The 19,425-nt window shown below is 69.5% G+C and carries 14 protein-coding genes; 7 read left to right on the top strand and 7 right to left on the bottom strand.

Translation table 11 applies throughout. The annotated features are described in order from the left end of the window. Positions 1-97 precede the first annotated feature (97 nt). Positions 98-1,429: a GGDEF domain-containing protein gene (locus tag HIR79_RS08965; RefSeq protein WP_169958074.1), complete on the top strand. Its 1,332-nt coding sequence runs from the start codon at positions 98-100 to the stop codon at positions 1,427-1,429. Here HIR79_RS08965 and trxC read toward each other — a convergent pair. After that, on the bottom strand, positions 1,344-1,781 hold the full coding sequence (trxC, locus tag HIR79_RS08960) for a thioredoxin TrxC (protein WP_169958073.1): 438 nt from the start codon (positions 1,779-1,781) through the stop codon (positions 1,344-1,346). The two genes, HIR79_RS08965 and trxC, sit on opposite strands and share 86 nt — an antisense overlap. A 172-nt stretch (positions 1,782-1,953) precedes the next feature. Between trxC and HIR79_RS08955 the strand changes: the two genes are divergently transcribed. After that, positions 1,954-3,771, top strand: coding sequence for an ABC transporter transmembrane domain-containing protein (locus HIR79_RS08955; RefSeq protein WP_169958072.1), 1,818 nt, complete (start codon positions 1,954-1,956; stop codon positions 3,769-3,771). A gap of 100 nt (positions 3,772-3,871) precedes the next feature. Continuing rightward, positions 3,872-5,086, top strand: coding sequence for a chromate efflux transporter (gene chrA / locus HIR79_RS08950; RefSeq protein WP_169958071.1), 1,215 nt, complete (start codon positions 3,872-3,874; stop codon positions 5,084-5,086). A gap of 25 nt (positions 5,087-5,111) precedes the next feature. Here chrA and HIR79_RS08945 read toward each other — a convergent pair whose 3' ends face one another. The 4 genes from HIR79_RS08945 to HIR79_RS08930 form a co-directional block, all read right to left on the bottom strand. Beyond that, positions 5,112-7,487, bottom strand: coding sequence for a DNA polymerase II (locus HIR79_RS08945; RefSeq protein ID WP_169958070.1), 2,376 nt, complete (start codon positions 7,485-7,487; stop codon positions 5,112-5,114). A 5-nt stretch (positions 7,488-7,492) separates the two neighbouring features. Further along, complete coding sequence (locus HIR79_RS08940) at positions 7,493-7,795, bottom strand: DUF1294 domain-containing protein (RefSeq protein ID WP_169958069.1); 303 nt, start codon at positions 7,793-7,795, stop codon at positions 7,493-7,495. A 152-nt stretch (positions 7,796-7,947) separates the two neighbouring features. Then, a complete protein-coding gene (locus tag HIR79_RS08935) occupies positions 7,948-8,355 on the bottom strand; it encodes a hypothetical protein (RefSeq protein WP_169958068.1) in 408 nt (135 codons plus the stop codon). A gap of 21 nt (positions 8,356-8,376) precedes the next feature. Then, positions 8,377-8,694, bottom strand: coding sequence for a cupin domain-containing protein (locus tag HIR79_RS08930; protein ID WP_169958067.1), 318 nt, complete (start codon positions 8,692-8,694; stop codon positions 8,377-8,379). A 182-nt stretch (positions 8,695-8,876) separates the two neighbouring features. Here HIR79_RS08930 and HIR79_RS08925 point away from each other — a divergent pair, with 182 nt between their 5' ends. The 4 genes from HIR79_RS08925 (at position 8,877) to HIR79_RS08910 (ending at position 14,762) form a co-directional block, all read left to right on the top strand. Beyond that, the gene (locus HIR79_RS08925; protein WP_169958066.1) at positions 8,877-9,227 is read left to right on the top strand and encodes a carboxymuconolactone decarboxylase family protein; all 351 of its coding nucleotides are present in this window, start codon (positions 8,877-8,879) and stop codon (positions 9,225-9,227) included. A gap of 248 nt (positions 9,228-9,475) precedes the next feature. Continuing rightward, positions 9,476-12,079 carry a bifunctional aconitate hydratase 2/2-methylisocitrate dehydratase gene (acnB, locus tag HIR79_RS08920; RefSeq protein ID WP_169958065.1) on the top strand — a complete coding sequence of 868 codons (2,604 nt, stop codon included), beginning with the start codon at positions 9,476-9,478 and terminating at the stop codon, positions 12,077-12,079. A gap of 216 nt (positions 12,080-12,295) precedes the next feature. Next, on the top strand, positions 12,296-12,784 hold the full coding sequence (gene rraA, locus HIR79_RS08915; protein ID WP_119022180.1) for a ribonuclease E activity regulator RraA: 489 nt from the start codon (positions 12,296-12,298) through the stop codon (positions 12,782-12,784). Between the two features lie 94 nt (positions 12,785-12,878). Beyond that, positions 12,879-14,762 carry a glycerophosphodiester phosphodiesterase family protein gene (locus HIR79_RS08910; RefSeq protein ID WP_169958064.1) on the top strand — a complete coding sequence of 628 codons (1,884 nt, stop codon included), beginning with the start codon at positions 12,879-12,881 and terminating at the stop codon, positions 14,760-14,762. A 109-nt stretch (positions 14,763-14,871) separates the two neighbouring features. On the opposite strand, the gene ggt is transcribed toward HIR79_RS08910, so the two are convergent. Beyond that, positions 14,872-16,707, bottom strand: a complete 1,836-nt coding sequence (gene ggt, locus HIR79_RS08905) for a gamma-glutamyltransferase (protein WP_169958063.1) — start codon at positions 16,705-16,707, stop codon at positions 14,872-14,874. Between the two features lie 105 nt (positions 16,708-16,812). Continuing rightward, the gene (gene ppsA / locus HIR79_RS08900) at positions 16,813-19,185 is read right to left on the bottom strand and encodes a phosphoenolpyruvate synthase (protein WP_169958062.1); all 2,373 of its coding nucleotides are present in this window, start codon (positions 19,183-19,185) and stop codon (positions 16,813-16,815) included. Between the last annotated feature and the right edge of the window lie 240 nt (positions 19,186-19,425).

Below are 19,425 nucleotides of genomic sequence, written 5' to 3'. Positions count from 1 at the left end.
CGCTGGCAGCCCCGGGCTTTCAGGGCCAAGCTGCACCAGATAACCAAGCGATGAGGCCACGGTGCTCGTGACGAGCCCGGTACGCGAGGCATCTGGCATGCGGCAACTGGTCGGAGAAGCAGGTCTGCTGAACTGGCAGGCGGAGTTCAGGGACCCGGCACTGGAGGCACTGTTCAAGCGCTCGATCCTGGCACACCACGCCTGCCAGCTGCGCCTGGCACTGTGCCTGATCGCCGGGCTCTTCCTGGCCTTCGCCGTGGCGGACTACAGCGTGCTGGGGCTCGGGGGGGACTTCGCCACCCTGCTCATCGCTCGCCTGGCCACCGTGGCCGCCTGCCTGGCCGTAGCGCTGGCGGTGTGGCGCAGGCCGGCGGTGGCCCACCGGGTGCTGCCCATCAACCTGGTCAGCCTGCTGTGCCTCTCCGTCATACTGATGACCATCCTGCTGCGCCCCATCCATACCGGCATCCACGTCGCCTCCCTGGTGGTGGCGAGCATGGCGTTCTACCTCTTCCTCCCCAACCGGCTGCCCTGGATGCTGGTCGGCAACGCCTATCTGCTGGTCGGTTTCCTGACCGTTTCGCTGGTGGGCTCCAGCCTGCCACCGATGCTGGTGATGACCAGCCTGCTGCTGCTGCTGTTCGTCAATCTGCTGGGCTGGCTGACGATCCTCCATCTCAAGCGCCTCAAGCGCGAGCAGTTCGCACTCCTGCTGGAAGAGCGGCATATCAATCGCCGCCTCAAGGAGGAGATCCGCGAACGCAAGGAACTGGAGGCACGCCTGCGCTACATGGCCTGTACCGATGGCCTGACCGGCGTGGCCAATCGGCGGCATGTCTTCGAACTGGCCGGCCAGGAGCTGCGTCGTGCCCGGCGCGACGGCACGCCGCTGTCGATCTGCATGGTCGATGTGGACCTGTTCAAGCGGCTCAACGACCTCCACGGCCATGCCGTAGGCGACATGGTGCTCACCAGCGTGGCCGGCTGCTGTCGGTCGGTGCTGAGGGAGTGCGACATTCTCGGCCGCTACGGCGGCGAGGAGTTCGTGATCGTGCTGCCGCTGGCCGACCTCGCCACCGCGGCGGCCGTGGGCGAGCGGCTGCGCCGCAGGGTCAGCGGCCTGGCGCTGCCGATGCTGGGCCAGCAGGCCCAGCTGAGTGTCACCGTGGGCATCAGCCAGATCGCGCCTGGAGAGTCACGCCTTGACCCTGTGCTGCTGCGCGCCGACCGGGCCCTCTATGCCGGCAAGGCGCGCGGCCGCAACCGCGTGGTGGTGGCCGGCTCCCCCCCGAAGGGCAGGCACTTTGACTTCCCCACCACGCTGTGGCTGCCGGAGCTAGCCGCTATGCCAGATGCGGAGATAGCCACTGACGAAGCTGAGGCCCCTGTAGCAATCCCGGCTGACGAGCCACCTCCTGGCCGTTCCTGAACACGATCAGGGTGGGAATGCTGCGGATGCCGAAGCGCCCGGCCAGGGGCTGCTGGGCCTCGGTATCGAGCTTGGCGAAGCGCATGCGCGGCTCCAGCTCGCGAGCCGCCTCGGCGAAGATCGGCGCCATCATCTTGCAGGGGCCGCACCAGGCGGCCCAGAAGTCCACCACCACCGGCAGCTCGCTGCGCTCCACCAGGGCGCGAAAGTTGGCCGACGTCAATTCGACCGGCTCGCCGGTGAACAGCGCCTGCTTGCACCGGCCGCACTTCGGACCGTCGTGCAGGCGCGCCTGACTGACGCGGTTGATGGCGCCACAGTGCGGGCAGCCGAGGGTCAGGGAGTCGGACATGGGGGCTCCGGGTCGGGGGTCACTGGGTTCGACTATGGCGCCTGCCCCCTCCCCCTTCAAGCGTCACCGCATCGCGCCGCCGGCCACGCTGCCTGCCATGCCCTGCGAGGCCCTTGCCGGACGGCCATCCTCGGCACATGCTATCTCCCTCTTCCGCCTGCCGAGATCCGCAATGAGTTCACGCCCCGACCCGCGCGTGCTGCTGCGCCTGCTGGGCCTGCTGGCCCCCTATCGATGGCGACTGGCCCTGGCGGCCCTGGCGCTGCTCGCGGCCTCAGGCAGCGTGCTGCTGCTCGGCCAGGGGCTGCGCCTGGTGGTCGACCGCGGCTTCATGGCCGCCGACAGCGCGGCGCTGGGCCAGGCCCTCGGGCTGATGCTCGGCGTGGTGACGGTGCTGGCCCTGGCCTCGGCGCTGCGCTACTACCTGGTGACCTGGATCGGCGAGCGGCTGGCCGCCGACCTGCGCCGCCGGGTCTTCGACCACCTGCTGACCCTCGAGCCCGGCTTCTTCGAGAGCGCCCAGGCACCCGGCCAGGCCGCCGGCGAGATCACCTCGCGGCTCACCGCCGATACCAGCGTGCTGCAGAGCCTGTTCGGCTCCTCGGTCTCCCTGGCACTGCGCAACCTGCTGATGCTCATCGGCGCCGTGGCGCTGATGCTGGTGACCCAGCCCTGGCTCTCGGCCATCGTCCTGCTGGGCATTCCCGCCACCGTGCTGCCGATCCTGTGGTTCGGGCGGCGGGTGCGGAGGCTCTCCCGCGCCAGCCAGGACCGGGTGGCGGAGCTGGGCCGCTATGCCGACGAGGCGCTCTCCGGCATCCGCACCGTTCAGGCCTTCACCCACGAGGGGCTCGACCGGCGTGACTATGCGGGGCGCGTCGAGGAGGCCTTCGCAAGCGCCATCGAGCGCACCCGCCAGCGCGCCTGGCTGACCGGCATCGCCATGCTGGCGGTCTTTGCAGCGGTGGGCATCATGCTGTGGCAGGGCGGCCAGGCGGTGCTGGCCGGCACCATGACCGCCGGCGAGCTCTCGGCCTTCGTCTTCTATGCGGTGCTGGCAGCCGGTGCCGTGGCGACCCTGGCCGAGGTGGCCGGCGACGTCCAGCGTGCCGCGGGCGCCGCGGAACGCCTGCTGGAGCTGCTCGATACCCGGCCGGCCATCGCGCCGCCGGCGCATCCGGTGCCGCTGCCCGAGCCTCTCGCTGGGGAGCTGCGCTTCGAAGGCGTGCGCTTCACCTATCCGGGGCGGGAAACCCCGGCGCTGGCGGGATTCGACCTGACCATCCAACCGGGTGAACGGGTAGCGCTGGTGGGACCCTCCGGGGCCGGCAAGAGCACCCTGCTCGCCCTGCTGCTTCGCTTCCATGACCCCGACGCCGGCATCCTGCGCCTCGACGGCATCGACCTGCGCGAGCTCGACCCCGGGGCGCTGCGCTCGGCCCTGGGCCTGGTGGCCCAGGAGCCGGTGCTGTTCACCGGCAGCGTGGCCGACAACCTGCGCTACGGCGACCCCGAGGCGGACCTGGAGACCCTGCGCAGCGCGGCTCGGGACGCCAACGCCCTGGCCTTCATCGAGGCGCTGCCACAGGGGTTCGATACCCCCCTCGGCCCGGGCGGGGTGCAGCTCTCGGGCGGGCAGCGCCAGCGCCTGGCCATTGCCCGGGCGCTGCTCAAGGACCCGCGGGTGCTGCTGCTGGACGAGGCCACCAGCGCCCTGGACGCCGAGAGCGAGCGGCTGGTGCAGCAGGCCCTGGACCGGCTGATGGTGGGGCGCACGAGCCTGGTGATCGCCCACCGCCTGGCCACGGTGGTGGCCGCGGACCGCCTGCTGGTGCTGGACGAGGGCCGGCTGGTGGCCGCCGGCCGCCACGCGGAGCTGATGGCGTCGAGCCCGCTCTATCGCCACCTGGCCGAGTTGCAGTTCGGGCGGCATGCCACCCTGCCGCCCACCGAGAGGTCTGCCCTCCAGCCTCAGGGCTCTGGCCATTGAAACGCCATCCGCAATCGACATTTGCCATAGGTCACGGGAGTGTCACTGTCATGGTGCACCATGGCCCGCCCTCCCGACACGCCGACAAGGAATCCGACCGATGAACCAGGAACCGCGCCCGGCGGGGCGCATTCGTGAAGTCTTCCACGCCTTCCTGCTGCTGGGCCTGACCTCCTTCGGCGGCCCGATCGCCCACCTCGGTTACTTTCGCACCGAGTTCGTCGAGCGTCGCCGCTGGCTCACCGAGCGGGCCTATGCCGACCTGGTGGCGCTCTGCCAGTTCCTGCCCGGGCCCGCCAGCAGCCAGGTGGGCTTCGCCCTGGGGCTGCTGCGGGGCGGCCCCTGGGGGGCGCTGGCGGCCTGGGCGGCCTTCACTCTCCCCTCGGCCATCGTGCTGGTGCTGTTCGCCCTGGGCGCCGCCATGCTCGATGGCCCCGTCAGCCAGGGGATCATCCACGGCCTCAAGGTGACCGCGGTGGCCATCGTCGCCCACGCGGTGTGGGGCATGGCGAAAAGCCTCTGCCCCGACCGGCAGCGCGCCGGCATCGCCCTGGCCGCGGTCTTCACCGTGGTGCTGGTGAGCGGCCCCCTGGGCCAGGTGGCCGCCATCACCATCGGCGCCCTGGCCGGCATGGCGCTCTGCCGCGCCCACGCCGAGACCGAGGTGCAGCCGCTGTCGCTGCCGGTGTCGGCCCGCGCCGGCCAGCTGGCGGGGATCGCCTTCGTCGCCCTGCTGATCGGCCTGCCGCTGCTGGCCTGGGCCTCGCCTTCCGCCACCCTGGCGATGATGGACGCCTTCTATCGCGCCGGCGCCCTGGTGTTTGGTGGCGGTCACGTGGTGCTGCCGCTGCTCGAGGCCGAGGTGGTGCAGTCCGGCTGGGTCAGCCCCGATGACTTCCTGGCGGGCTACGGTGCCGCCCAGGCCGTGCCCGGGCCGCTGTTCACCTTCGCCGCCTACCTGGGTTCAGTCATGGGGGGCGCGGTGACGGGGCCGCTCGGCGGCAGCCTGTTCGGCGCCGCCCTGGCGCTGGTCATGATCTTCCTGCCGGGGCTGCTGCTGCTGGTGGCGGTACTGCCTCACTGGAACCGCTTCCGCCGCTGGGACAGCGCCCAGGCGCTGATGCGCGGTGCCAACGCCTCCGTGGTGGGCATCCTGGGCGCGGCCCTCTACCACCCGGTGTGGACCAGCGCCATCATCGGCCCCCGGGAATTCGCCTTGGCGCTGACCGGCTTCCTGCTGCTCAGCGTCTGGAAGCTGCCCGCCTGGGCGGTGGTGGCGCTGCTCGCCGGCGGAGGCATCCTGATCGTTCCCTGACATCCAACCTGACGGCCATTCCATCTCAGAACAGCCCCAGCTGGCGGTCGACCAGGCTGGCGAAGTCGTCGCCGACGAAGGGCAGGATGGCATCGGCCACCGGCTGGAGCTGGCGGGTCAGGTAGTGGTCGGTGTCGATCGGCGAGTGGTGTGCCTCCAGGGGCTCGGGGCCGGCCAGGGTCATCACGTAGCGGATCCAGCCGCCGTGCTGGTACTGGCGCGGCCGCCCGAGGCGGTCGTTCTCGGCATCGGCGAGCCTGGCCGCCCGCACGTGGGGCGGCACGTTGCGGCGGTAGTCGTCCAGGCGCCGGCGCAGCCGCTTGCGATAGACCAGCCGCTCGTCGAACTCCCCCGACCGGGCCCGCGCCAGGAAGGCCTGAACGTAGTCGCGCACGTACTCCCGCCAGGGCTCGCCGGTGAAGACCCGCCGGTAGAGCTCCTGCTGGAACGCCTTGGCAAGCTCCGTCCAGTCGGTGCGCACCGTCTCGAGCCCCTTGAACACAAGCCGCTCCTGGCCCTCCGCGTCCCGCACCAGCCCCGCATAGCGCTTCTTGCTGCCCGCCTCGGCGCCGCGGATGGTGGGCATCAGAAAGCGCCGGTAGTGGGTCTCGAACTGCAGCTCCAGGGCACTCGCGAGGCCATACGCCTCGGCCAGGTGCTCGCGCCACCAGGCGTTGACCTGTTCCACCAGCCGATGGCCGATCGCGGCCGCCTCCGCTTCCTCGCAGGGGCGCCCCAGCCAGACGAAGGTGGAGTCGGTGTCGCCGTAGATAACGGTATACCCTTCGCCCTCGATCAGCTCCCGGGTGCGGTGCATAATGGCGTGGCCGCGCATGGTGATCGAGGAAGCCAGCCGCGCATCGAAGAAGCGGCACCCCTTGGAGCCCAGCACCCCGTAGAAGCTGTTCATGATGATCTTGAGCGCCTGGGAGAGCGGCGCATTGCCGGCACGCTTGGCGGCCTCGCGCCCGGCCCACACCCCCTCGACGATGGCCGGCAGGGCGTGGCGGGTGCGCGAGAAGCGCGCGCCGCGAAAGCCCGGCACCGAGGCGGCGTCCGAGGGGTCGGCGAGCCCCTCCACCAGCCCCGCCGGGTCGATCAGGAAGCTGCGGATGATCGAGGGGTAGAGGCTCTTGAAGTCTAGCACCAGTACCGAATCGTAGAGGCCGGGGCGGGAATCCATGACGAAGCCGCCGGGGCTCTCGGCACCCTCTCCCTCGCCCAGACTCGGCGCCACCAGGCCCAGGCGGTGCAGCCGCGGCAGGTAGAGATGGGTGAAGGCAGCCACCGAGCCGCCGCTGCGGTCGGCGGGCAGACCGGTCACCGCGGCCCGCTCGAGCAGGAAGTTCAGCAGTTCGGCCCTGGCGAAGATCCGCGTGACCAGCTCGCAGTCCTTGAGGTTGTAGCGGGCCAGCGCCGGCTTGTCCTCGGCGAACATGCGCAGGATCTCGTCCAGGCGCTGGTAGGGGTTGTCGATCGCCTTGCCCTCGCCGAGCAGTTCCCGGGCCACGTTCTCCAGGCTGAAGGAGGGAAAGTGCCAGGTGGCCGAGCGCAGCGCCTCGATGCCGTCGATGATCAGCCGCCCGGCGGCCGCGGCGAAGAAGTGGTTGGGCTGATGGCCGTGGGCGCGCCATTCGAGCTCGCTGCCACCGCGGCCGAGCCTGAGCGGCACGCCGAGCCGCTCGGCATGGTCGCGCAGCACCCGCAGGTCGAACTGCACCAGGTTCCAGCCGATGATGGCGTCGGGATCATGCTCGGCGAACCAGGCGTTGAGGCGCCTGAGCAGCTCGGCGCGACTCGCGCAGTACTCGAGCGCAAAGTCGTGATCGCCCTCCCCGCCGTTGGCCGGCCCCAGCATATAGACCTGGCGCTGCCCGCACCCCTCAAGAGCGATGGAATAGAGCTCGCCTCGGCCGCTGGTCTCGATATCCAGCGACACCGTGCGCAGCCGCGGGCGATAGGCCGGGGCCGGGCGCAGGCGCGCCTCGGCTAGGCCGCCCTGTCCATCTACCTTGCCCGTGACCTCGACGGCGGCGGTGATAAAGCGCTCCATCAGATAGCGCTCCGGCGGGCGGATATCGGCCTCGTAGAGCGCAAGGCCGGCCTCCCCCAGGCGCCGCTCGAGCCGGAGCAGCTGGCGGTACTGTTCGCAGTAGAGGCCGAGCACGGGGCGGTGTTGGAAGTCGCGCAGCTCGAGCTCGCGCAGCGTCACGCCGGGCTCGCCGGCCAGCAGCGCCTCGGCCTGGGCTCGCTGCTCGGCGGGCAGGAAGGCCACCGATGTCTGAACCGGCAGGCGCACCAGCAGCGGCCCCTGGTCGGTGGCAAGCCACAGGGTGACCTCGGTGCCCCGGGGGGTCTCCTCCCAGTGGCGAGTCAGGATAAAGCCGTGGCAAGACGACAAGCCGACTACCCGAGGCCCGCCAGCCGACGCAGGCCCGCGCAGGCCTCCGCCGTGGCCAGCCACGCCACCAGGCCAACATTCACCGCCACGCAGCCCCACAGGATGGCGCCGAAGGGCTGCTTGCGGGTCTTGTGACGGAAGGCGCGCCGCGCCAGCAGCGCCCCCGGCCAGCCTCCCGCCAGGGCCACCAGGTGCAGGGTCGACTCGCGAATGCGGCGGCGATCGCGCCGCGCCGCCGCCTTGTCGAGGCCGTAGAGGAGCGCCGCCGCCAGGCTCGCCGGCACATAGAGCGCCATCAGCAGCAGCATGGCGAGGTCGCCTCGGGGTGACCGGCAGGCAGACGATGCTGCCGTGCTGGAGCCTCGGCCCGACGCGCCTCCGTTCGTGATGGACTTCCCATGGCGCCATTCTCCCTGTCGATCATTGCGGGCGCCATTGTCCTATACCCCGGGTCCGGGCACTACTGCCCGGTCAGCACCTCGAGCACTCGCCGGGTCCCCTCCCGGTTGCGCCGCTGCTGGTCGCGATATTCGTCGGTGTCGATCTCGGGCCAGCGCTCGCCGCGGCGCTTCACCACCGGCAGGCCCGGCTCGCCGTGGTGCCAGAGCCGGTGGGGCACCTCCACCTCCCGGACCCCGCCACCGTCCAGGTCGACATGCCACACATGGTGGTAGTCCCTGGGGCGGCGGTGCGTGCCCGGTGCGTCGAGGCGCAGCAGCCTGGGGCTGCGGGTCGTCTCGATCAGGTTACCGCTCCAGGCCTGGCGCGTCTCCCGGGCCGGCGCCAGCCACAGCTGCCAGGCCGCCACCGGCAGAGCCAGGGCGAGCAGCAGCAGGATGCGACGAAGCGTGCGTGGGACCGTCTCCATGGTGGCCTCCCTAAGTCCGGATCAATCGTAGTGCACCGCTAGCCACACAGTCGCCTCGTCCGGGTCGGTCCAGGCGACCCGGTGCCGTCGGTGGGCGGGAATCAGCAGGTGGTCCCCCGGACCGAGCGAGACCTTCTCGCCGTCCTCGAAGGCGACCACGCCGCGGCCCTTGAGCACCAGCACCCACTCGTGGCGCGGCTGGTCGTACCAGCCGGTCTCGGGCGAGGTATGCCCCCGGGAGACGATGCGCTCCACCATCACTGAATCCCCTCTGACGAGTTCCTCGAAACGCTCTTCGGGAAGGCGGTCGGGAATCCCCTCGAACAGGTTGCCTATCATTTCCACCTCCCAGCCAGGCCCTGATTGAACCTTAGCAGGCACGGCGGTCTTGCCGCCCGAAGTCTGGGTGTCGAGGCGGCGACTTGACCCGTGACAATATCGAGGCTCCCGGGGAGTGGTAATTTCAATCTATCGATAAATTGTTTAGTTATATACTCCGCCACTCACCCAGGAGATCCCCCATGCACAAGGATTGGAAGAAGACCACCCAGGACCTGTCTGCCCTGATGCAGGAAGTCGGCAAGGGCAACCCCGACGTCGTCAAGGGCTTCACCCAGATGGCCAAGGGGGCCAACAAGGACGCGGCCCTCTCCCACAAGCACAAGGAACTGATGGCCCTCGCCATCGGGATCAGCCTGCGCTGTGACGGTTGCATCGCCTTTCACGCCAAGGCCGCGGCCGAGTTGGGTGCCACCCGCGAGGAAGTGATGGAGATGATCGGCGTGTGCATCTACATGGGCGGTGGCCCCGCCTATACCACCGCCGCCCAGGCCCTGGAGGCCTTCGACACCTTCGTCGCCGAACGCGGCTGATGAACTGGCGCCGGCCATCGCCGGCGCCCTCTTGCTCCTCACCTGTGTAACCCGACCCACATGGCGCCGACCAAAGTGCTAGGCCCCATGGGACGGGGCTTGCTTAACATTGTCGACAGTCTCGCGTAGAATCGCGGCCATCCTGGATGGGGGTATTTGCACCCCCGATTCCCGTGCCAGAGGCATGTTTCGGCGAGGATGGTGCCGATTCGCGTCACTCTGGCTCCACTAGCAATGAGGGCCACACCGTGCTTGAAGCCTATCGCCAACATGTCGAGGAACGCGCCGCCGAGGGCGTGCCGCCGAAGCCGCTGAACGCCGAGCAGGTCGCCGCCCTGGTCGAGCTGCTGAAGGCTCCGCCGGCAGGCGAAGAGGAGTTTGTTCTCGACCTGATCACCAACCGCGTTCCGCCGGGTGTTGACGAGGCCGCCTACGTGAAGGCAGGTTTCCTCACCGCCATCGCCAAGGGCGAGGCCGAGTCGCCGCTGATCGACCGGATCCACGCGGTGAAGCTGCTGGGCACCATGCAGGGCGGCTACAACATCGTCTCCCTGGTCGAGCTGCTGGACGACGCCGAGCTTGCCAAGGAAGTGGGCGAGCAGCTCAAGCACACCCTGCTGATGTTCGACGCCTTCCACGACGTGGAAGAGCGTGCCAAGGCCGGCAACGCCGTGGCCAAGGACGTCATCCAGTCCTGGGCCGACGCCGAGTGGTTCCTCTCCAAACCCGCCCTGGAAGAGAAGATCACCCTGACCGTCTTCAAGGTGCCGGGCGAGACCAACACCGACGACCTCTCCCCGGCCCCGGACGCCTGGTCGCGCCCCGACATCCCGGTGCACGCCAACGCCATGCTCAAGAACGAGCGTGACGGCATCAGCCCCGAAGTACCCGGCACCACCGGCCCGCTGAAGCAGATCGAGGAAGTGAAGGCCAAGGGCTTCCCGGTCGCCTACGTCGGCGACGTGGTCGGCACCGGCTCCTCGCGCAAGTCCGCCACCAACTCGGTGCTGTGGTTCTTCGGCGACGACATCCCCTACGTGCCCAACAAGCGCGCCGGCGGCTTCTGCTTCGGCGGCAAGATCGCCCCGATCTTCTTCAATACCATGGAAGATTCCGGTGCCCTGCCCGTGGAGATGGACGTCTCCAAGATGGAGATGGGCGACGTCATCGACGTCTACCCCTACCAGGGCAAGGTGTGCAAGCACGGCACCGATGAGGTGCTGACCACCTTCGAACTCAAGACCCAGGTGATCCTCGACGAGGTGCGCGCCGGTGGCCGTATCCCGCTGATCATCGGCCGCGGCCTGACCACCAAGGCGCGCGAGTCGCTTGGCCTGCCCGCCTCCGACGTCTTCCGCCTGCCGGAGCAGCCCGCCGATACCGGCAAGGGCTACACCCTGGCCCAGAAGATGGTCGGCAAGGCCTGCGGCATGGAGGGCGTGCGCCCGGGCATGTACTGCGAGCCGAAGATGACCACCGTGGGCTCCCAGGACACCACCGGCCCGATGACCCGTGACGAGCTCAAGGACCTCGCCTGCCTCGGCTTCCAGGCCGACCTGGTGATGCAGTCCTTCTGTCACACCGCCGCCTACCCGAAGCCGGTCGACGTGGACACCCACCACACCCTGCCCGACTTCATCATGAACCGCGGCGGCGTCTCCCTGCGTCCGGGCGACGGCATCATCCACAGCTGGCTGAACCGCATGCTGCTGCCCGACACCGTCGGCACCGGCGGCGACTCCCACACCCGCTTCCCGCTGGGCATCTCCTTCCCGGCAGGCTCGGGCCTGGTGGCCTTCGCCGCCGCCACCGGCGTGATGCCGCTGGACATGCCGGAGTCCGTGCTGGTGCGCTTCAAGGGCAAGCGTCAGCCCGGCGTCACCCTGCGTGACCTGGTCCACGCCATCCCCTACTACGCCATCCAGAAGGGGCTCTTGACCGTCGAGAAGTCCGGCAAGAAGAACGCCTTCTCCGGTCGCGTGCTGGAAATCGAGGGCCTCGAGGACCTCACCGTCGAGCAGGCCTTCGAACTCTCCGACGCCTCTGCCGAGCGCTCCGCCGCGGGCTGCACCATCACCCTCTCCGAGGAGAGCGTGAGCGAGTACCTGAAGTCCAACATCACCCTGCTCAAGTGGATGATCGCCAACGGCTACGGCGACCGCCGTACCATCGAGCGCCGCATCCAGGGCATGGAGGAGTGGCTGGCCAACCCGAGCCTGATGCGCGCCGACAAGGACGCCGAGTACGCCGAGGTCATCGAGATCGACCTCGAGGAGCTCAAGGAGCCGGTACTCTGCGCCCCGAACGACCCGGACGATGCCCGCCTGCTCTCCGAAGTGGCCGGCGAGAAGATCGACGAAGTCTTCATCGGCTCGTGCATGACCAACATCGGCCACTTCCGCGCCGCGGGCAAGCTGCTCGAGAAGCAGCCGGCCGGCAGCCTGAAGACCCGCCTGTGGCTGGCCCCGCCCACCAAGATGGACCAGCATCAGCTGACCGAGGAAGGCTACTACGGCATCTACGGCCGCGCCGGTGCGCGCATGGAGATGCCGGGCTGCTCGCTGTGCATGGGCAACCAGGCACGCGTGGCCGCCAAGTCAACCGTGGTCTCCACCTCGACCCGCAACTTCCCGAACCGCCTCGGTGACGGTGCCAACGTGTACCTCGCCTCCGCGGAGCTGGCGGCCGTGGCCGCCGTGGAAGGTCGCCTGCCCACCGTCGACGAGTACCGCCGCTACATGGGCGAGTTCGACGCCATGGCCGGCGAGATCTATCGTTACATGAACTTCCACGAGATCGAGGAGTATCAGAACGCCGCTTCCAACGTGATTCCCGTCACCCAGGAAGCCTGATACCCTTAGCTTCGACTCCGATGCTCGCAACATCGAATGGCCGCCTGCGCGGCGGCCTGAGCCGATGACAGAAGCGCCCCTCCGGGGGCGCTTTTTTCGTTGGAGGCCCCCCATGGCGGCTTGCCAACACCCACCAAAGCCGTCCTGTCAGGGCGAACCGGCTGTGGCATCATCGAGGCGTCACGCTTTCCCGCAACCCGAGCAAGGAGCCCCGACGTGAGCCATATCATCACCCCCGACATCTGCGACGCCCATCCCGAGGTCCGCGTGCTGGACCCGATCTTCATCAATTTCGGCGGTCGCGATGCCTTCTGCGGGCCGATCCGCACCGTGAAGTGCTTCGAGGACAACTCTCTGGTCAAGGAAGCGGTGGCCGAGCCCGGCGAGGGCGCCGTGCTGGTGGTGGACGCCGGGGGCTCCCAGCGCTGTGCGATGCTGGGCGACATGCTGGCCGAGCAGGCCGCCGACAACGGCTGGTCGGGCGTCATCATGTACGGCTGCGTGCGTGACGTGGACGTGCTGGCCGAGACCGAGCTCGGCGTGCAGGCGCTGGGCGCCCACCCGCGCAAGAGCGAGAAGCGCGGCGAGGGCCAGCGCGACATCCCGGTGACCTTCGCCGGTGTGACCCTATCGCCCGGCGAGTGGCTCTACGCCGACAACAACGGCATCCTGGTGGCCGATGCGCGCCTGCCGCTGGAGGGCTGAGAGCCGCCTTCGCCCTTCCCCGCGCGGGCGGCCCCTTGCCGCCCGCTGCCCGAGGGTGTCACCCTAGGGGCATGACCATGACGCCGAACGCCCCATGCTGGCCCTCTCTCAGCTGAGCCGGGACGTGCTGCGCACCCTGCGCGAGCACCTGCGGCCGCTGATCGTCTACTACCTCTTCTTCACCCTGCTGGCCTCGCTGCTGCTGCTGCCGGCGGTGGCCTGGAGCCTGACCCGGCTGCTCGGCCAGTTCGGGCGCCCGGTGATCACCAACGCCGAGCTCATCGATATCCTGATGAGTGCCGGCGGCGCCCTCTGGCTGCTGGCCGCCATCGGCCTCACCTTCCTGGTGCTCTACCTGCAGCAGGCCGGGATGATCCTGGTGGCGGCGCGCCCCCGGGACAACCACGTGCGTCTGGCCTTCGAGGCGCTCTGGTGGACCCTGCGCCGCCTGCCGCAGCTGGCGGCCCTGGTGGTGGTCCAGGTGGGCAGCCACCTGCTGCTGGTCATTCCGGTGGCCTTTGCCATTGCCTGGCTCTACGGCACCTTCCTCGGCGGGCTGGACCCCTACTACGTGCAGCGGGTGCGCCCGCCGGCACTGTGGCAGTTCCTGGCCATCGGCCTGCCCCTGGTGGTGGTCTGGGCGGCCATCGCCGCAACCCTCTACTTCCGCTGGATCCTCGCCCTGCCGCTGGTGGCGCTGGAGGGCCTCTGGCCCCGCCAGGCCCTCAAGCGCAGCCACCGGCTGACCCATGGCCGCAAGGGCCCCATCGCCCTGGCGGTGATCGCCCTGCTGCTGCTGATCATCGCCCTACCGCTGGTCGCTACCCTGCTCTTCGACCGGCTCTTCACACCGATGCTGTGGTGGCTGCCGGAGCGCAACGCCGTGCTGGTGCCGGCCACCCTGGCCTACCTCACCGCCTACGTGCTGGTGACCCTGGCTATCACCTTCGTCGGTATCGCCGCCAACGCCCTGCTCTCGGCCTGCCTCACCCTGCGCCTGGCGCACCGCGAGCCGCGCCCCGCGCCGCCGCCCAAGGGCGCCCACCCCGGGCGCCTGGCCTGGGCGCTGGAGATTGGGGTGATCGTCTTCGCCCTCTCCCAGGCATGGCTGATCGTCAACAGCTTCGAGCTGCGCGACGAGGTCGCCAATATCGCCCACCGCGGCAGCTCCATGGCCGCCCCGGAGAATACCCTGGCTGCGGTGGAGCAGGCGATACAGGACGGCGCCGACTACGTGGAGATCGACGTGCGCCTCACCGCCGACGACGAGGTGGTGCTGTTCCACGACCGCAGCCTGACCCGCCTGACCGGCGATCCGCGCAACCTCGGCGAGCTGACCCGGGAGGAGCTGGCCGTATTCGACGTGGGCAGTTGGTTCGGCGATGCCTTCCAGGGGGAGCGCATCCCGGGGCTCGACGAGACCCTGGCCGCGGTGCGCGCTCGCAACGCCCTGATGATCGACATGAAGCCGGACCCTGGCCGCGAGGTGGCCCTGGTGGAGGGAGTGATCGCCGCCCTGCGCGAGGAGTCGGCCCGACGCCAGGCCTGCCACGACGAGGCCGCGGACGCCGAGGCGGCCGCGGCCTGCGGCAGCGTGGACGTGATCGGAGAAACCCGCGTGGCCACCATGTCGGCGGCTCTGGTGGAGGAGATTCGCGCCCGGGAGCCCGAGCTCAGGGTGACCCTGCTGGCCCAGCTGATCCTGCCCGGCACCCTGGACCGTCGCGGCTTCGATGCCCTGGGGCTGCGCCACAACCGCATCACCGACAACGAGATCCGCCTGGCGCGCTACTACGGTTACGAGGTGCACGCCTGGACCATCAACGACCGCGCCCGGATGTCTCAGCTGATCGACCTGGGCGTCGACGCCATCATCACCGACCGCCCGGAGCTGCTCGCCGAGCTGCTGGACGACCGCCGCGAACTCGGCGACGGCGCCCTGCTGCTGGTCAAGCTGCGCAACTGGCTGAGGGGTTAATCGCCCATCACCACCCCTTCCCGGGGCTGCTCGCCGAGCTGCTGGACGACCGCCGCGAACTCGGCGACGGCGCCCTGCTGCTGGTCAAGCTGCGCAACTGGCTGAGGGGTTAATCGCCCATCACCACCCCTTCCCGGCGCGGGTCGGCGCCGCCGAAGAAGCCCGTCTCGGTGCGCTGGATCGCCTGCAGCCCGCTGACCAGCTCACGCTCGCTGGCCTCGTGGCCGCGGGCGTTGAGCGCCTCCAGGGTCTCGGCCGGGAAGCGCCCCTCCTCCAGGAACACCGGCCCGCCCAGGGTGATGGCGTGGGGCAGGTTCAGCGCCTCCTGGGCATCCAGCCCCCAGTCGAGCATCGCCACCAGCGCCTTGGCGGTGTAGTGGATGATCGCCGCCCCGCCCGGCGAGCCGAGGCTCGCCACCAGCTCGCCCCGGCTGTCGCCGTCGCGTGCGAAGACCAGGGTCGGGCTCATGCTGGAGCGCGGCCGCTTGTTCGCCTCCACCCGGTTGGCGATGGGCTGGCCCGCCTCGTCCTGCGGGGTGAAGGAGAAGTCGGTGAGCTCGTTGTTGAGCAGGTAGCCGCCGGCAAGCCCCGTACCGCCGTCGGCGAGGATGCGCGAGCCGAAGGCGGCCTCGATGGTGGTGGTCATGGCGATGGCGTTGCCGTGCTCGTCGACGATGCTGATATGGCTGGTGCCGTACTCCGGCTGCTCGGGCTGGCTGGCCCAGGCGGTGGCGAGCTCGCCCGGATTGCCGGGCTCGGCGCCGCCGCTACCGAGGCTCTCCTCGCCGATGAGCCCCGCACGCAGCGCCAGGTAGTCGGGGGCGAGCATCACCGACCAGTCGCCGCCGGGGGCCTCCACGAAGTCCGGGTCGCCGATGTAGTGGCCGCGGTCGGCGAAGGCCAGCCGCGAGGCCTCGAGGAACTGGTGCAGCCAGGGCTCGCCGGGCACGCCCTCCTCCAGAGGAGTCTCCACCTCGGGCAGGTGCTCCAGGATGCCGAGGATCTGCATCACGGTGAGGTGGCCCGAGGAGGGCGGCGGGAAGCCGCAGATCTCGTAGGCCTGCCAGGCGGTGCAGATCGGGTCGCGCCGCTTCGCCTCGTAGCCGGCCAGGTCCTCCGCGGTGATGGCGCCAGCACGACTGTGGTGGCCCTGCACCCGGGCCACCAGGTCCTCGGCGATCGGCCCCTCGTGCAGGGCCCGGCTTCCGTGCTCGGCGATCTCGCGCAGGATGGCGGCCAGGGCCGGGTTCTTCAGCGTCACCCCCGCCTCGAGCGGCTCGCCGTTCGGGTAGTAGAAGGCGCTGCCCAGGGGATCGTCGCGCAGCGGCTGCTCGCTTTCGAGGCTGGTGGCCAGTCGCGGGCTCACCGCGAAGCCCTCCTCGGCCAGCCGGATCGCCGGGCCGAAGAGCTCCGCCCAGGGCAGCCGGCCGTGCTCGGCGTGGGCCAGCTCCAGCATGCGCACGGTGCCGGGCACCCCCACCGAGAGACCGCTGGCGGCGGCCTCCATGAAGGGCATCGGCTCGCCCTCCTCGTCGAGGAAGAGCTCGCCGTCGACGGCGGCCGGCGCGGTCTCGCGGCCGTCATAGGCGGCCACCTCGTCACCGTCGTGGTGCATCAAAAAGGCGCCGCCGCCGATCCCGCTGGACTGGGGCTCCACCAGGGTCAGCACCATCTGCACGGCCACCGCGGCGTCGATGGCGCTGCCGCCGGCCCTCAGCACCTGGTAGCCGGCGTCGGTGGCCAGCGGGTTGGCGGCGGCCACCGCGAAGCGCTCCGTGGCCCAGCCGGGCTTCTCCTGTGTCTCGGAGGCGACCTCGGGGGCGATGGCCGGCAGGTCGTACTGAAAGGCCACTTCGGCCTGGGCCGCGAGCGGCAGGCCAAGCATCAGGGCGGCAGTCACCGGCAACAGCAGGCGGCGGCGGAAGGGAACGGCGGGCAGGGTCATGGACAGGCTCCTTGTCACGATCGGGTCAGCGGGAGTCTGTCAGCATAGACGAAAGACGCCCGGCCGACTGGAGGTCGACCGGGCGTAATCAGCGTTGCTGGCGGCTTAGCCCAGGGTTTCCCCGGCAAGCATGAACCAGGTCTCCAGCACCGCATCGGGATTGAGGGAGACGGAGTCGATGCCCTGCTCCATCAGCCACTTGGCGAGGTCCGGGTGATCCGACGGGCCCTGGCCGCAGATGCCGACGTACTTGCCCTGGGCCTTGCAGGCCTGGATGGCCATGGCCAGCAGCTTCTTGACCGCCGGATTACGCTCGTCGAAGAGGTGGGCGACGATGCCGGAGTCGCGATCCAGCCCCAGGGTGAGCTGGGTCAGGTCGTTGGAGCCGATGGAGAAGCCGTCGAAGTGCTCGAGGAAGTCGTCGGCCAGCAGGGCGTTAGCCGGCAGCTCGCACATCATGATGACCTTGAGGTCATGCTCGCCGCGCTTGAGGCCGTTGGCGGCAAGCAGCTCGACCACCTGGCGGGCCTCGTCGGGGGTGCGCACGAAGGGCACCATGACCTCGACGTTGGTCAGGCCCATCTCCTCGCGTACCCGCTTCAGCGCCCGGCACTCCAGCTCGAAGCAGGGACGGAAGGTCTCGGAGATGTAGCGGGCGGCGCCGCGGAAGCCGAGCATGGGGTTCTCTTCGCCGGGCTCGTAGAGCTTGCCGCCGATCAGGTTCTCGTACTCGTTGGACTTGAAGTCCGACAGGCGCACGATGACCCGCTGGGGGTAGAAGGCGGCGGCCAGGGTGCTGATACCCTCGACCAGCTTGTCGACGTAGAAGTCCACCGGGCTCGCGTAGCCGGCGATGCGCAGGTCGATGGTCTGCTGCAGGTCGGCGGGGAGGCGGTCGTACTCGAGCAGCGCCCTGGGGTGCACGCCGATCATGCGGTTGATGATGAACTCCAGGCGCGCCAGGCCGACGCCGGCATTGGGCAGGCTGGCGAAGCCGAAGGCGCGGTCGGGGTTGCCGACGTTCATCATGATCTTGAAGGGGATCTCGGGCATGGCATCGACGCTGGTCACGCTGCGGTCGAAGGCCAGCAGCCCCTCGTAGACGTGGCCGGTGTCGCCCTCGGCGCAGGAGACGGTGACGTCGCGGCCGTCGGCGAGCACCTCGGTGGCATCGCCGCAGCCCACCACGGCGGGAATGCCGAGCTCGCGGGCGATGATCGCCGCGTGGCAGGTGCGCCCGCCGCGGTTGGTGACGATGGCCGAGGCGCGCTTCATGATCGGCTCCCAGTCGGGGTCGGTCATGTCGGTGACCAGGACGTCACCGCTCTGCACCTTCTCCATGTCCTCCGGGGAGAACACCACCCTGACGGTGCCCTGGCCGATGCGCTGGCCGATGGCGCGGCCGGAGATCAGGTTGCGCCCCTTCTCCTTGAGCTGGAAGCGCTCCAGCTTGCCCCCCTCCTGCTGGGAAACCACGGTCTCCGGGCGGGCCTGGACGATATAGAGCTCGCCGTCGTCGCCGTCCAGGGCCCACTCGATGTCCATGGGGCGCTGGTAGTGCTGCTCGATGGTCACCGCCTGGCGGGCCAGGGCCATCACCTGCTCGTCGCCGATGCAGAAGCGGCCGCGCTCCTTGAGCGGCACCTCGACGGTCTCGACGGACTTGCCGGCGCTGGCCTCCTTGCCGTAGACCATCTTGATCAGCTTGGAGCCCAGGTTGCGGCGCAGCACCGCGGGGCGGCCGGCGGCCAGGGTGGGCTTGTGGACGTAGAACTCGTCGGGGTTCACGGCGCCCTGCACCACGGTCTCGCCGAGGCCCCAGGAGGCGGTGACGAAGACAGCGTCGCGATAGCCGGACTCGGTGTCCAGGGTGAACATCACGCCTGACGCGCCGGTCTCGGAGCGCACCATCTTCTGGACGCCGGCGGAGAGCGCCACGTTCTCATGGGCGTAGCCGCGGTGCACCCGGTAGGAGATGGCGCGGTCGTTGAACAGCGAGGCGAACACCTCATGCACGGCGCGCTTGATGTTGTCGAAGCCCTCGATGTTGAGGAAGGTCTCCTGCTGGCCGGCGAAGGAGGCGTCCGGCAGGTCCTCGGCGGTGGCCGAGGAGCGCACCGCCACCTTGAGGTTGGGGTGCCGGGTGAGAAGCTGGTCGTAGGCGCTGCGCAGGTGCTGCTCGAAGGCGGGCGGCAGCGGCGTGTCGATGATCCACTGGCGGATCTCGGCGCCGGTGCGGGCCAGGGCGGTGACATCGTCCACGTCCAGGGTGGCAAGCGCGGCGTTGATGCGCTCGTTCAGCCCCTCGTGGGAGAGGAATTCGCGGTAGGCGTGGGCAGTGGTGGCGAAGCCGCCGGGCACGGTGACCCCGGCGCCGGCCAGGTTGGAGATCATCTCGCCGAGGGAGGCGTTCTTGCCCCCTACGCGCTCTACATCGTCCATGCCCAGCTCTTCGAACCACAGAATGTAATCGTCCACGGAACCCCCTTGGCTTTCGACGACAGGTGGTCATGCCAGGAGGCATGACGGGATGGTCGGCACTCTACCAAGCGAGGGCCATATTCGCCATTGGTCTAACAGCGAAGACACTGGAGGATTTTTACAAGAACGGCCGCTTTTCACGGATTCCTGTAGTCGACTAACCAAGTGGCCGGACGGCCGATGCTTGTGGCAGGCGGCGCGGGCACCGACAATAGGGCCCGCTGCCTTTACTACCTT

This window comes from Halomonas sp. PGE1, from assembly GCF_013000985.1.
Classification (GTDB): Bacteria; Pseudomonadota; Gammaproteobacteria; order Pseudomonadales; family Halomonadaceae; genus Halomonas; species Halomonas alkalicola.
The sequence above is the reverse complement of the archived record's forward strand: the minus strand, read 5'-3'. Positions and strand labels throughout refer to the sequence as shown.

Bases quoted from the DNA above. Each gene is read 5' to 3' on its own strand.
- HIR79_RS08965 (WP_169958074.1), top strand. From the start codon at position 98: ATGCGGCAACTGGTCGGAGAAGCAGGTCTGCTGAACTGGCAGGCGGAG.
- trxC (WP_169958073.1), bottom strand. From the start codon at position 1,781: ATGTCCGACTCCCTGACCCTCGGCTGCCCGCACTGTGGCGCCATCAAC.
- HIR79_RS08955 (WP_169958072.1), top strand. From the start codon at position 1,954: ATGAGTTCACGCCCCGACCCGCGCGTGCTGCTGCGCCTGCTGGGCCTG.
- chrA (WP_169958071.1), top strand. From the start codon at position 3,872: ATGAACCAGGAACCGCGCCCGGCGGGGCGCATTCGTGAAGTCTTCCAC.
- HIR79_RS08940 (WP_169958069.1), bottom strand. From the start codon at position 7,795: ATGCTGCTGCTGATGGCGCTCTATGTGCCGGCGAGCCTGGCGGCGGCG.
- HIR79_RS08935 (WP_169958068.1), bottom strand. From the start codon at position 8,355: ATGGAGACGGTCCCACGCACGCTTCGTCGCATCCTGCTGCTGCTCGCC.
- HIR79_RS08930 (WP_169958067.1), bottom strand. From the start codon at position 8,694: ATGATAGGCAACCTGTTCGAGGGGATTCCCGACCGCCTTCCCGAAGAG.
- HIR79_RS08925 (WP_169958066.1), top strand. From the start codon at position 8,877: ATGCACAAGGATTGGAAGAAGACCACCCAGGACCTGTCTGCCCTGATG.
- HIR79_RS08910 (WP_169958064.1), top strand. From the start codon at position 12,879: ATGCTGGCCCTCTCTCAGCTGAGCCGGGACGTGCTGCGCACCCTGCGC.
- ggt (WP_169958063.1), bottom strand. From the start codon at position 16,707: ATGACCCTGCCCGCCGTTCCCTTCCGCCGCCGCCTGCTGTTGCCGGTG.